Source organism: Enterocloster sp. HCN-30185, assembly GCF_037890305.1.
Lineage (GTDB): Bacteria > Bacillota > Clostridia > Lachnospirales > Lachnospiraceae > Enterocloster.
In genome coordinates, this window is sequence record NZ_JBBKBT010000004.1 from 136,146 (window position 1) to 148,770 (window position 12,625).

Annotated in this window: 12 protein-coding genes; all 12 read left to right on the forward strand. The window is 48.6% G+C overall.

Annotated features, from left to right (window positions below; all coding sequences use genetic code 11):
* The first annotated feature begins 28 nt into the window (after nucleotides 1-28).
* The 12 genes from deoC (at nucleotide 29) to WKT10_RS06450 (ending at nucleotide 12,566) form a co-directional block, all read left to right on the forward strand.
* Nucleotides 29-694 (forward strand): deoxyribose-phosphate aldolase, encoded by a 666-nt coding sequence (gene deoC, locus WKT10_RS06395; protein WP_296038573.1) that lies wholly within the window; start codon nucleotides 29-31, stop codon nucleotides 692-694.
* Between the two features lie 19 nt (nucleotides 695-713).
* Nucleotides 714-1,151, forward strand: a complete 438-nt coding sequence (locus WKT10_RS06400) for a cytidine deaminase (RefSeq protein WP_331467939.1) — start codon at nucleotides 714-716, stop codon at nucleotides 1,149-1,151.
* 11 nt (nucleotides 1,152-1,162) lie between these two features.
* Nucleotides 1,163-2,353 carry a phosphopentomutase gene (locus WKT10_RS06405; RefSeq protein WP_340276253.1) on the forward strand — a complete coding sequence of 397 codons (1,191 nt, stop codon included), beginning with the start codon at nucleotides 1,163-1,165 and terminating at the stop codon, nucleotides 2,351-2,353.
* Between the two features lie 152 nt (nucleotides 2,354-2,505).
* Nucleotides 2,506-3,525, forward strand: coding sequence for a phosphate acyltransferase PlsX (gene plsX / locus WKT10_RS06410; RefSeq protein WP_066548582.1), 1,020 nt, complete (start codon nucleotides 2,506-2,508; stop codon nucleotides 3,523-3,525).
* A gap of 29 nt (nucleotides 3,526-3,554) precedes the next feature.
* Nucleotides 3,555-3,788: an acyl carrier protein gene (gene acpP / locus WKT10_RS06415; RefSeq protein WP_296038569.1), complete on the forward strand. Its 234-nt coding sequence runs from the start codon at nucleotides 3,555-3,557 to the stop codon at nucleotides 3,786-3,788.
* 58 nt (nucleotides 3,789-3,846) lie between these two features.
* Nucleotides 3,847-4,545 (forward strand): ribonuclease III, encoded by a 699-nt coding sequence (gene rnc / locus WKT10_RS06420; protein ID WP_337433293.1) that lies wholly within the window; start codon nucleotides 3,847-3,849, stop codon nucleotides 4,543-4,545.
* Nucleotides 4,536-8,096: a chromosome segregation protein SMC gene (gene smc / locus WKT10_RS06425; RefSeq protein ID WP_340276256.1), complete on the forward strand. Its 3,561-nt coding sequence runs from the start codon at nucleotides 4,536-4,538 to the stop codon at nucleotides 8,094-8,096. Before rnc ends, smc begins: the two co-directional genes overlap by 10 nt.
* 36 nt (nucleotides 8,097-8,132) lie before the next feature.
* The gene (ftsY, locus tag WKT10_RS06430) at nucleotides 8,133-9,068 is read left to right on the forward strand and encodes a signal recognition particle-docking protein FtsY (protein ID WP_337433295.1); all 936 of its coding nucleotides are present in this window, start codon (nucleotides 8,133-8,135) and stop codon (nucleotides 9,066-9,068) included.
* Between the two features lie 81 nt (nucleotides 9,069-9,149).
* The gene (ilvA, locus tag WKT10_RS06435; RefSeq protein WP_066548565.1) at nucleotides 9,150-10,382 is read left to right on the forward strand and encodes a threonine ammonia-lyase; all 1,233 of its coding nucleotides are present in this window, start codon (nucleotides 9,150-9,152) and stop codon (nucleotides 10,380-10,382) included.
* Nucleotides 10,383-10,402: 20 nt separating this feature from the next.
* Nucleotides 10,403-11,659 (forward strand): chloride channel protein, encoded by a 1,257-nt coding sequence (locus WKT10_RS06440; protein ID WP_337932569.1) that lies wholly within the window; start codon nucleotides 10,403-10,405, stop codon nucleotides 11,657-11,659.
* A 31-nt stretch (nucleotides 11,660-11,690) separates the two neighbouring features.
* A complete protein-coding gene (locus WKT10_RS06445; protein ID WP_340276260.1) occupies nucleotides 11,691-12,260 on the forward strand; it encodes a hypothetical protein in 570 nt (189 codons plus the stop codon).
* Between the two features lie 9 nt (nucleotides 12,261-12,269).
* Complete coding sequence (locus tag WKT10_RS06450; RefSeq protein ID WP_337433297.1) at nucleotides 12,270-12,566, forward strand: hypothetical protein; 297 nt, start codon at nucleotides 12,270-12,272, stop codon at nucleotides 12,564-12,566.
* Nucleotides 12,567-12,625 lie beyond the last annotated feature (59 nt).

Below are 12,625 nucleotides of genomic sequence, written 5' to 3' on the forward strand. Positions count from 1 at the left end.
GAATATATGTTTAAAGGAGGATATGAAAATGGGAATAAAAGAACTTATGAGCCATGTAGATCATACACTGCTGGCACAGACGGCTACATGGGAGGAGATCCGGCAGATCTGTGATGACGCCGTCGCGTATCAGACTGCTTCTGTCTGCATTCCGCCAAGCTTTGTTAAGCAGGCAAAGGAATATATGGGAGATAAGATGGCCGTCTGCACGGTAATCGGTTTTCCTAACGGCTATATGACTACGGAAACAAAGGAGTTTGAAACCAGAAATGCTTTGGAAAACGGAGCAGACGAGATTGACATGGTGATCAATATCGGCTGGGCAAAGGCAGGCCTTTATGATGAAATTGAGGATGAGATCCGCAGGCTGAAGGCAGTGTGCGGGGATAAGATCTTAAAGGTTATCATTGAAACCTGTCTGCTGACAGAGGAAGAAAAGATAAAGATGTGCCAGGTGGTTACTGCTTCCGGTGCAGATTATATTAAAACCTCTACAGGCTTTTCAAAGGCAGGCGCTACCTTTGAGGATATTGCGCTTTTTGCTGCTCATGTAGGGAAAAATGTAAAGATCAAGGCGGCAGGCGGCATTTCCTCTCTGGCGGATGCAGAGCGTTTCCTTGCGCTGGGAGCAGACCGCCTGGGAACGAGCCGTATGGTAAAGCTGGTAAAAAATGAAGAAGCATCCGGCTATTGATGCCAGGAAGGAGTAGACGATGAAACCACTGGAACAGGAAGAGATAAAACGTCTGATCCGTACTGCGAAGGCTCAGTTGGATTATTCCTATGCACCGTATTCCCATTTTCATGTGGGCGCGGCTCTGCTTGCAAAAAACGGGAACATATATACTGGCTGCAATATTGAAAATGCCGGCTATACTCCCTGTAACTGTGCAGAGCGGACGGCATTTTTTAAGGCAGTCAGCGAGGGAGTAAAGGATTTTGATGCAATCTGCGTTACCGGAGGGATGAACGGCGTTGTTACAGACTATACAGCCCCCTGCGGCGTATGCCGCCAGGTAATGATGGAGTTCTGTGATCCAAAGGAGTTTCAGATTATCGTGGCAATTGATGAAGAACGGTATATCATAAAAACGCTGGAAGAGCTTCTTCCCCTGGGCTTTGGTCCCGGAAATCTGAAAGAAAAGCAGTAAAGGAGCAGAACATGGAAAAATTCAGACGTATCTTTGTGGTTGTAATGGATTCTCTGGGGGTAGGAGAGGCAGAGGACGCTGCCCAGTTTGGAGATGTAGGTTCCAATACCCTGGGCCACATCTCCCAGTCGGTAGAAACCTTTAAGATCCCTCATTTAAGAAAGCTTGGGATGGCAAATCTCACGTCTTTAAAACAGGTGGAGCCGGAGGAACAGCCTCTTGGCTATTATGGAAAGCTGCGTGAAAAGAGCCTGGGTAAGGATACCATGACCGGCCACTGGGAGATGATGGGGCTGGAGGTGAAGACGCCCTTTAAGACCTTTACGGAGACGGGCTTTCCGCCGGAGCTGATCAAGGAGTTGGAGGAGCGCACCGGTCATAAGGTAATTGGAAATAAAAGCTCCAGCGGAACGGAAATCCTGGACGAGCTGGCAGAGGAGGAGATTGCCACCGGCCATATGATCGTGTATACCTCTGCCGACTCTGTGCTGCAGATCTGCGGCAATGAGGAAACCTTTGATCTTGAGGAGCTGTACCGGTGCTGTAAGATTGCCAGAGAGCTTACGTTAAAAGATGAATGGAAGGTAGGGCGCGTCATTGCAAGGCCTTATGTGGGAAAGAAAAAGGGCGAATTTAAGCGCACCAGCAACCGCCATGACTATGCCTTAAAGCCCTTTGGGAAGACAGCATTAAATGCTTTAAAGGATGCAGGCTTTGATGTGATTTCCATTGGAAAGATCAATGATATCTTTGACGGAGAAGGCATTACAAAGGCCCTGAAATCGAAAAGCTCTGTTCATGGCATGGAGCAGACCATAGAAGTGGCGGGAACGGATTTTCATGGTCTTTGCTTTGTGAATCTGGTGGATTTTGACGCCCTCTGGGGCCACAGACGGGATCCAAAGGGATATGCAGGGGAAATTGAACGCTTTGATGAGAAGCTGGGGATCCTTCTTGACGTATTAAGAGAAGATGATCTTTTGATCATCACGGCAGATCACGGCAATGATCCCACCTATGCAGGAACGGATCATACCCGTGAAAAGGTACCGTTTTTGGCCTATTCCCCTTCCATGAAGGGAAGCGGCGCGCTGAGCGAAAAGGATACCTTTGCAGTGGTCGGCGCTACAGCAGTTGATAATTTTGGTGTTTCCATGCCGGAGGGCACCATCGGAGCTTCGGTTCTTGACGATCTGGTATAGTTTTATCTGTTTTTAAAGGGCTGTCCCTGAATGGGGACGGTCCTTTTTTCGGCGTTTTTTACCCTGGTGCAGCTATAAAAACGTATTGATTTATAGACGGATATCTAGTATATTATAAATTGTATCGCAAAGACGAAAGGAGAGTCTTTTTTATGATCAGAGTAGCGGTAGATGCTATGGGCGGAGACAATGCGCCTGTGGAGATGGTTGCAGGAGCCGTTGAGGCGGTAAAGAAGAAACCGGAGATCCAGGTTCTTTTGGTAGGACAGGAAAAGACCGTACAGGAAGAACTTTCCAAATATACCTATGACAAAGAGAAAATCCAGGTGGTAAATGCCTCAGAGGTGATTGCTACAGAAGAGCCGCCGGTAAATGCGATCCGGAAAAAGAAAGACTCATCCATCGTAGTAGGCATGAACCTGGTAAAGAACGGACAGGCAGACGCTTTTGTATCGGCCGGAAGCTCAGGAGCGATCTTAGTAGGCGGACAGGTCATCGTGGGACGGATCAAGGGCGTGGAGCGCCCGCCTCTTGCACCGCTTATTCCTACAGAAAAAGGCGTATCCCTTCTGATCGACTGCGGGGCGAATGTAGACGCCAGGGCGTCTCATCTGGTACAGTTTGCCAGAATGGGTTCGATCTATATGGAACACGTAGTAGGAATTCCAAATCCAAGAGTTGCCATTGTAAATATCGGTGCGGAAGAGGAAAAGGGAAACGCACTGGTGAAGGAGACGTTCCCGCTGTTAAAGGAATGTAAGGATATCAATTTCATCGGAAGTATTGAGGCCAGAGAAATCCCCCACGGCGGCGCAGACGTAATTGTCTGTGAGGCCTTTACAGGAAATGTGATTTTAAAGCTGTATGAGGGTGTAGGAGCTACTTTGATCCATATGGTAAAGCAGGGGATGATGGCAACGCTCCGGAGCAAGATCGGGGCACTTCTTGTAAAACCGGCTTTAAAGACCACCTTAAAATCTTTTGATGCCAGTCAGTACGGCGGCGCGCCTCTTTTGGGATTAAAGGGACTGGTAGTGAAGACACATGGAAATTCCAGCCGGACTGAGGTGTGCAATTCCATTATCCAGTGCGTGACCTTTAAGGAGCAGCAGATCAACGAAAAGATCCGCCAGTCGCTGGCAGAGGAAAAGGCTCAGGGGCCTATGTTATAAAGAAACAGATTCAGGAGAGGGGATAGAATATGGAATTTGAAAAATTGCAGGAAATTATTGCAGAGGTTTTAAATCTGGAGCCGGATGACATCACCATGGGAGCTACCTTTGTAGACGATCTTGGAGCCGATTCACTGGATATTTTCCAGATCATTATGGGAATTGAGGAGGCGTTCGATATCGAAATCCCCAATGATGCTGCAGAACAGATCGTTACGGTCGGAGACGCTGCAGAGCAGATCAAAAACGCATTGAATGAATAAAACGCGCGGGGCTGTTTTTACAGCCCTTTTGTGCGTTTAAAAAGGAAGGAATATACATATGAATATCCATTTAAAAGAGCTGGAAAAAAAGCTTCAGTATGAATTTCACGATAAAAATCTCTTCAGCCAGGCGCTGACCCACAGCTCCTATGCGAATGAACACCGGCTGGATCACAGCCGCTGCAATGAACGCCTGGAGTTTTTAGGCGATGCAGTGCTTGAAATTGTTACCAGTGACTTTTTATACCATAAATACGATGCGCTTCCGGAGGGAGACTTGACAAAAATACGTGCAAGTATTGTCTGCGAACCCACTTTGGCATACTGTGCAGGAGATATCAGGCTGGGCGAGTACCTGCTCCTTGGAAAGGGAGAAGAGGCAACTGGAGGGCGAAACCGCAATTCTGTGGTATCGGATGCGATGGAAGCCCTGATCGGAGCGATTTATCTGGACGGTGGTTTTACTAATGCAAAAGAGTTTATACACAGATTTATTTTAAATGATATCGAACACAAGCAGCTCTTTTACGATAGCAAGACTATCTTACAGGAGATGATCCAGAGCCGGCAGACCGGTGTTCTGTCCTATGAAATCATAAAGGAGGAGGGGCCTGATCACAATAAATCCTTTGAGGTCCGGGCGCTCATGGGAGAGGAAGAGATCGGCCGGGGCGTGGGACGCACAAAAAAGGCGGCGGAACAGGTAGCCGCCTACAACGGTATTTTAAAGCTTAAGGCGGGCGAATCATGTATCTGAAAAGTATCGAGATCCAGGGCTTTAAATCCTTCGCCAATAAACTGGTCTTTGAATTTCATAACGGCATTACGGGTATTGTAGGACCCAACGGAAGCGGAAAGAGCAATGTAGCAGATGCAGTGCGCTGGGTGTTAGGCGAACAGAGGATACGCCAGCTGCGCGGAGCCAGTATGCAGGATGTGATCTTTTCCGGAACCGAGCTAAGAAAGCCTCAGGGTTTTGCATATGTGGCGATCACCCTGGATAACAGCGATCACCAGCTGTCCATCGATTATGAGCAGGTGACGGTATCCAGACGCCTTTACCGCTCCGGTGAAAGTGAATATATGATAAATGGGAGCGCCTGCCGTCTGAAGGATATCAATGAACTCTTTTATGATACGGGAATCGGAAAAGAGGGCTATTCCATTATCGGACAGGGACAGATCGATAAGATCTTAAGCGGAAAGCCGGAGGAACGGCGGGAGCTTTTTGACGAAGCTGCAGGTATTGTGAAATACAAACGGCGCAAGGCCATTGCACAGAAAAAGCTGGAGGACGAACAGGCCAGTCTGGTACGTGTATCGGATATTTTAAATGAGCTGGAAAAGCAGGTGGAACCCTTAGAGCGTCAGTCAAAGGCAGCCAGGGAGTATCTGCAGTTAAAGGAAGAGCTGAAGGTCTGTGATGCCAACCAGTTTCTGTTGGAAGCAGAGCACATCCAGAGCCAGTTAAACGAAATTTCCAGGAAAAAGCAGGTTTTGGAAGGAGATCTGGAGGAGACCAGAAAAAAAGGTGAGGACATCCGAAAGGAATATGACCGCCTGGAAGCAGAAATCCGCAGTCTGGAGGAAGCTGTTTTAAAAGAACGGAGCCGTTTCAATGAGGCGTCCATGGAAAAAAACACGCTGGAAGGCCGGATCAATGTTTTAAGAGAACAGATCCACGCAGAAGAACGGAATGAGGAGCATATTAAAAGCCGAAAGGAAGCCATCACTGAGGAACTGAAGGGAAAAGAGGAACAGCTTGCGGACTTTGAAGCAGAACAAAACCGAATTGGGGAGCAGAATACAGAGGAATTAAACCGGCTGAACCGTGCCAGACAGGAGATTTCTGAAAAAGAAAATCATATCAGCCATCTGGAAGCGGTGATCGAGGAGGCAAACGCTCAGATGCTCCGCTTCCTGAATGAAAAGGCCGAGCTGACGGCCAGACAGCAGCGCTATGAGGCTATGTCGGAGCAGGTAAATCTGCGCCGCAGCGAGGTTTCCCAGAAGCTTCTCCGGTTTAAAAGTGACGAATCTCTTCAGGAGGAGAGGATCGCAGAGGAAAAGGAGCATCTTGCACAGGTACAGGCGGAGCTGGTGGAAAAGCAGGTTGCAGCCCAGGAAGCCGAGGATGGTATGGAGCAGGCAGACAGCGAGGTCCGCCGGTTAAACCGTCGGTTAAATGATACCCAGCAGGAATACCACATGGCCCATACCAGGCTGGAATCGCTGCAGAATCTGGCGGAGCGCTATGACGGCTACGGAAACAGCATCCGCCGGGTGATGGAGGTCCGGGACCAGATCCATGGGATCCACGGCGTGGTGGCAGATTTGATCACTACTGGCAAAAGGTACGAAACAGCCATAGAAACAGCCCTTGGGGGCAGTATCCAGAACATTGTCACAGACTCAGAGATTACGGCCAAGCAGCTGATCGAATATTTAAAGAAAAATAAATATGGCCGGGCTACATTTCTGCCTCTTACCAGTATGGGAAGCGGATCGGCCTTTTCAAGGCCTGAGGCGTTAAAGGAAGCAGGCGTGATCGGCCTTGCAAGCGAACTGGTAGAAACAGAAGAATGCTATCGGGGACTGGTACGGTATCTTTTGGGCCGGGTGGTAGTGGCTGTTAACATTGATGCAGCGATTGCCTTAGCTAAAAAATACCGCTACAGCCTGAGAATTGTCACTTTGGAGGGTGAGCTTTTAAGCCCAGGCGGTTCCATGACGGGAGGCGCGTTTAAAAACAGCAGTAATCTTTTAGGGCGCCGCAGGGAGATCGAGGAGCTGGAACAGACCTGCGAACGTTACTTGAAGCAGGCTGAGACCATTCAGACAGAGTTAAGTCTTAAAGAGGCAATTGTTCAGGAAAAAAAGGATGAGGCGGCTGTCTTAAAAAGAGCCGGACAGAAGCTGGCGCTGGAAGAGAATACGCTTCGGGTTACTATTTCCAGACTGGAGGAGAAAAAGGGAGAGATTGCCGATTCTTCCTCTGATCTGGTAAGGGAGCATCATCAGCTGGAGATTCAGGCAAAGGAGATCAGCGAAAGCCGCAGAAGCCTGCAAACACAGAAAGAGGCTCTGGACAGCGAGAGTGAGGCTGCTGCTGAGACTGTAAATGCACACAGCCTTCTTTTGGAACAGGCAAAGAAGGAAAAAGAGGCAGACAGCGAGCAGCTGGCGCAGTTAAGCATTAAGCAGGCAGGACTGGCCCAGAGGCTGGATTTTATCCGTGAGAATGAAAAACGTCTTTGGGGAGAAGGGGAGCTGCTTAAAAAGGAACTGTCCCAGCTCTCTAAAGGAAGCACAGAATCAGGAGAAGCCATTGCAAAAAAGCAGGAGGAGATTTTAAAAATCCGCAGAGAGATTGAGGATTCCCTGCTTCAGACGGCAGACAGCGAAGCGTTGATCGCAAAAAAAACAGAGCAGAAGGAAGCGTTTCTCGCACAGCAAAAGAAGCTTTTTACAGTCCGGGAAGAAATTTCATCCCGCGCTTCGGAACTGGATAAGGATATGTTCCGCATTCAGTCCCAGGAGGAGAAGCTGCAGGAAAAGCTGGAATCAGGGGCCGCATATCTGTGGTCGGAATATGAGATGACGGCTGTTCAGGCAGAGGCGATGAAAAAGGAGGATTTTCCTTCTCTGGGAGAAGTAAGCCGGATCATAGGCGGATTAAAAACCCGGATCAAGGCACTTGGCCCGATCAATGTCAATGCCATTGAGGATTACAGGGAGGTATCCGAGCGTTTCTTCTTTATGAAAACCCAGCATGAGGATCTGACCGCTGCCCAGGCGGAGTTAGAAAAGATCATCCTGGAGCTGGATACGGGAATGCGCCGCCAGTTTAAGGAAAAATTTTCAGAGATCCGCTCTGAGTTTGACCGGGTGTTTAAGGAACTCTTCGGCGGAGGACGGGGGACTCTGGAGCTTTTGGAGGATGAGGATATTTTAGAGGCAGGTATTCAGATTATCGCCCAGCCGCCGGGCAAAAAGCTGCAGAATATGATGCAGCTTTCCGGAGGGGAAAAAGCGCTGACTGCCATTTCCCTGCTGTTTGCCATCCAGAATTTAAAGCCGTCCCCCTTCTGCCTGTTAGATGAGATCGAGGCGGCTCTGGATGATTCCAATGTGGACCGGTTTGCCGGGTATCTCCATAAGCTTACAGAAAATACACAGTTTATTGTCATTACCCACCGAAGGGGTACCATGATGTCTGCCGACCGCCTTTACGGCATTACCATGCAGGAAAAGGGCGTATCTGCCCTGGTGAGTGTAAATTTGATCGAGGACAGTCTGACAGAGTAGTTTTTCTGTCCGTATATAAAAAGGAGGATAAGCCTTATGGCTGAAGGAAAAAAGGGATTTTTCGGGCGTCTGGTAGAAGGACTTGCCAAAACACGGAACAACATTGTATCAGGAATTGATTCTATTTTCAGCGGTTTTTCTGCCATTGATGATGATTTTTATGAGGAGATCGAGGAGACTTTGATCATGGGAGATCTGGGGATCCAGACCACCATGTCCATTGTAGAGGACCTGAGAAATAAGGTAAAGGAACAACATATAAAGGATCCGGAGCAGTGCAAGGGGATTCTGATCGAAAGCATCAAAAAGCAGATGAATCTGGGCGAAAATGCCTACGAATTTGAGCACAGAACCTCGGTTGTGCTGGTGATCGGCGTAAACGGCGTGGGAAAAACCACCTCTGTAGGAAAGCTGGCCGGCCAGTTAAAGGACAGTGGTCATAAGGTAATCCTTGCTGCGGCCGATACCTTCCGCGCCGCAGCCATTGAGCAGCTTACCGAGTGGTCGGAGCGGGCCGGAGTGGATATTATCGCCCAGCAGGAGGGCTCCGATCCCGCGGCAGTCATTTATGATGCGGTGGCTGCAGCCAAATCCAGAAAGGCAGATGTGCTGATCTGTGATACTGCAGGACGGCTTCACAATAAAAAGAACCTGATGGAAGAGCTTAAAAAGATCAACCGGATCATTGACCGGGAGTATCCTGATGCATACAGGGAGACGCTGGTGGTCTTAGACGGAACCACCGGACAGAACGCCCTGGCTCAGGCCAGACAGTTTATGGAGGTGGCCGATATCACGGGCATCATCCTTACAAAGCTGGATGGAACGGCCAAGGGAGGAATTGCCGTAGCGATCCAGGCGGAACTGGGAATTCCTGTAAAATACATCGGAATCGGTGAAAAGATTGACGATCTGCAGAAGTTTAATGCGGATGACTTTGTAAACGCCCTGTTCCATGTACAGAAACAGTAGGATCCTCTTTCGGTTTTCTGTTGAATTTATCACAATAAAGTGATATAGTTGTAACCAATAAATGCCAAGGAGAGAACGAGTATGGATGAACTTACATTAGAGAAATTTGAGGAAGCTTCTGAGATCGTAAAACAGGTAACACTGGAGACAAAGCTGGTGTACAGTGAATATTTTTCTGCACAGACAGGAAACAGGGTGTATTTTAAGCCGGAAAATATGCAGTATACAGGAGCCTACAAGGTAAGGGGCGCGTACTATAAGATCAGTACCCTGTCCGAAGAAGAAAAGTCCAGAGGACTGATCACTGCCTCTGCCGGAAACCATGCTCAGGGCGTGGCCTATGCCGCGCGTCTGGCCGGGGTAAAGGCAACCGTAGTAATGCCTACCACAACGCCTTTGATCAAGGTTAACCGTACCAAAGGCTACGGAGCCGATGTGGTTCTGGAAGGAGATGTATTTGACGAAGCCTGCGCTCACGCATACAAACTGGCAGAGGAGCACGGATACACCTTTGTACATCCTTTTGATGATCTGGACGTTGCAGCAGGACAGGGTTCTATTGCCATGGAGATTATCAAAGAGCTTCCTACAGTTGATTATATCCTGGTTCCTATCGGAGGCGGCGGCCTGTGCACAGGAGTATCTACCCTTGCCAAGATGTTAAATCCAAAGATCAAAGTAATCGGCGTTGAGCCGGCCGGAGCCAGCTGTATGAAGGAATCGCTGCGCCAGGGAAAAGTTGTAACCCTTCCTCAGGTCAATACCATTGCAGATGGTACGGCTGTTAAGCGTCCGGGTGAAAAGCTGTTCCCCTATATCCAGGAAAATGTAGATGAGATCATCACCATTGATGATAATGAGCTGATCGTAGCCTTTTTGGATATGGTGGAAAACCACAAGATGATCGTAGAAAATTCCGGCCTTTTAACCGTAGCTGCCCTAAAGCACATCAAGGCGGAAAAGAAGAAGGTTGTTTCTATCTTAAGTGGTGGAAATATGGATGTGATTACCTTATCCTCTATCGTACAGCATGGCCTGATCCAGAGAGACAGAGTCTTTACCGTATCCGTGCTGCTCCCGGATAAGCCGGGAGAGCTTGCAAGGGTATCTTCTCTTTTGGCAGAGCAGCATGGCAATATTATCAAGCTGGAGCACAACCAGTTTATCAGCATCAACCGCAATGCGGCTGTGGAACTTCGGATTACCATGGAGGCATTTGGGACAGAGCATAAAAATCAGATCGTAACGGCTTTGACAGATGCAGGATACCGCCCCAAGCTTGTGAAGGTAAAGGGTACCTACAGCGAGATGTAGGGAATGTGGGGGTGTATTAAATGAAACGTGGGGATACCAAAGCCGGAATGAAGGCCAATATCCGTTACTTTATCAAATGGAGTGCCCTTGCTCTGGTCATCGGTTCTGTGGCTGGAGCGGCAGGCACGATTTTTTCCATGGGAGTTTCCTGGGCCACCGGTTTTCGGCTGTCCCATCCGTCCATGCTGTTTTTTCTTCCGGTGTCCGGTCTTTTGATCGTCTGGATGTACCACTCCTTCCATGAGGAAGGAAACAGGGGAACCAATATGGTTATTGATGCAATTTCCTCCAATGAACGGGTGACGCCTGCCACAGGACCTTTAATCTTTTTTTCTACTATCTTAACTCATCTGGGGGGTGGCTCTTCCGGTCGTGAGGGGGCGGCTCTTCAGCTGGGAGGCAGCATCGGAAATTCCTTTGGGGAGTGGTTTAAACTGGATGAGCGGGATAAAAAGATTGCGATCATGTGCGGCATGAGCGCAGTATTCTCCGCTCTTTTTGGAACGCCGGTGGCAGCGGCGATTTTTTCCCTGGAGGTAGTCAGCATTGGTGTCCTCTACTATGCAGCCCTGGTTCCCTGCGTATTTTCCTCCTTTCTGGCGGTGGGGATCGCAAGGGCGGCCGGACTTGAAGGAGAACATTTCCCGGTGGAAATGATACCGGCGCTGGATTTGAAAGCAATGGGGCTTCTGGTACTTTTAGGTATACTCTGTGCTGCGGTAAGCATCTTGTTCTGTGTTCTGCTTCATACGGCAGAACATGCTTACCGGAAGTATTTTCCAGACGCCAGAGTGCGGATCCTGGCTGGCAGCTTCCTTTTTATCGCCCTTACCCTTTTATCAGGAACCAGAGATTACTGCGGCAGCAGTATGGGACTGATCGAAAGCAGCATAGAGGGAAGTGTTCGCTATGAGGCTTTTCTTATGAAGATGCTCTTTACAGCAGTTGCTTTAGGAGCAGGATTTAAGGGAGGAGAGATTGTGCCTACCCTCTGCGTGGGAGCAGCGTTAGGCTGTGCGTTTGGGGAGATTACGGGGTTTGCTCCCTCTCTCTGTGCGGCCTGCGGCATGGCGGCTCTTTTTGCCGGAGTGACTAACTGTCCTATCACATCCTTAGTGATTGCTCTGGAGCTTTTTGGTTATGAAGGGATGGAGTATTTCTCTATTATTATTGCGGTAGCATTTGCCCTGTCGGGCTATTATGGCCTGTATGCCAGCCAGAAGTTTGTTTATTCCAAAACAAGGACAGAATTTATCAACCGCAGATCCAACGGATAGGATAGGTACGGCTTAAAAAGGAGTGAGTATGATGAAAAAAACGTATAAACCATATAAAGCGGCGGCGGTTATAGCGGCTGCCGTTATTATGACCTCCGGATGCGGACAAAAACAGCAGGAGGGAAGTACGATGCAGACAGAAGAGGAGACGTCTGCATCCGGTACGGAAACCTCGTCTGCCGTGCAGAGACCTAATCCCATGACTGCGGTAACAGATGAAACTGCCTTTCAGTCTCTTGGGGTTTATATGGCTCTTCCGGAGGAGGCAGAAGATCCTCTCTGCTTTATCCTGAATGGAGAGGTAGCTGAAATTCAGTTTTCATATCATGAAATTCCCTATTCCTACCGTGCTTCCAACACGGCAGAGGATTTTGCCGGGATTTTTGAACGCTTTACGGATCAGATCCTGACCGTTGAATTTAAGAATTTGGAAGGGGGAGAAACGGTTTCTGCCCAGATCCGTACTACTCAGAGTGGAGGCCGCTTTGCTTCCTGGAAATGGAAGGATACGTCATATACGCTCTATACGGCATCGAACGTATCGGATGCGGATATTTCATCAATGGTTACTATGTTATTAGAGCTGATCTCTCAGCGGTAGGAGAAGGCTATGCTGGAGTTAAAGGATTTTATGCCGATAAATTTCCTAAAAAAGGAAAAATTTACCGGTAGTCATAAAGGACTGCGGTTTCGGATGGAAAAACTGGAGGAGAATGAGGAAACCTTTCTTTTCGTAAGTGTGTGGCCGGAACCCTACAGCTATGATTTTACACCGGAAGAGGAAAAGGAGCATTTAAAAACCTCCTTTGATGCGGACGGGATCGCCCGCGGTGTTGACTGGATCAACGAACGTCTGACAGAAGAAAAGGAGCGGTGGAAAGCGGCGCTTCATCATCAGACCTCATAAGATTTACTTGAATTTCCTCCTATTTCATGTATAATAATTCAATGTGCGGATTGCCGTGG

Bases quoted from the DNA above. Each gene is read 5' to 3' on its own strand.
- deoC (WP_296038573.1), top strand. From the start codon at position 29: ATGGGAATAAAAGAACTTATGAGCCATGTAGATCATACACTGCTGGCA.
- WKT10_RS06400 (WP_331467939.1), top strand. From the start codon at position 714: ATGAAACCACTGGAACAGGAAGAGATAAAACGTCTGATCCGTACTGCG.
- WKT10_RS06405 (WP_340276253.1), top strand. From the start codon at position 1,163: ATGGAAAAATTCAGACGTATCTTTGTGGTTGTAATGGATTCTCTGGGG.
- plsX (WP_066548582.1), top strand. From the start codon at position 2,506: ATGATCAGAGTAGCGGTAGATGCTATGGGCGGAGACAATGCGCCTGTG.
- acpP (WP_296038569.1), top strand. From the start codon at position 3,555: ATGGAATTTGAAAAATTGCAGGAAATTATTGCAGAGGTTTTAAATCTG.
- rnc (WP_337433293.1), top strand. From the start codon at position 3,847: ATGAATATCCATTTAAAAGAGCTGGAAAAAAAGCTTCAGTATGAATTT.
- smc (WP_340276256.1), top strand. From the start codon at position 4,536: ATGTATCTGAAAAGTATCGAGATCCAGGGCTTTAAATCCTTCGCCAAT.
- ftsY (WP_337433295.1), top strand. From the start codon at position 8,133: ATGGCTGAAGGAAAAAAGGGATTTTTCGGGCGTCTGGTAGAAGGACTT.
- ilvA (WP_066548565.1), top strand. From the start codon at position 9,150: ATGGATGAACTTACATTAGAGAAATTTGAGGAAGCTTCTGAGATCGTA.
- WKT10_RS06440 (WP_337932569.1), top strand. From the start codon at position 10,403: ATGAAACGTGGGGATACCAAAGCCGGAATGAAGGCCAATATCCGTTAC.
- WKT10_RS06445 (WP_340276260.1), top strand. From the start codon at position 11,691: ATGAAAAAAACGTATAAACCATATAAAGCGGCGGCGGTTATAGCGGCT.
- WKT10_RS06450 (WP_337433297.1), top strand. From the start codon at position 12,270: ATGCTGGAGTTAAAGGATTTTATGCCGATAAATTTCCTAAAAAAGGAA.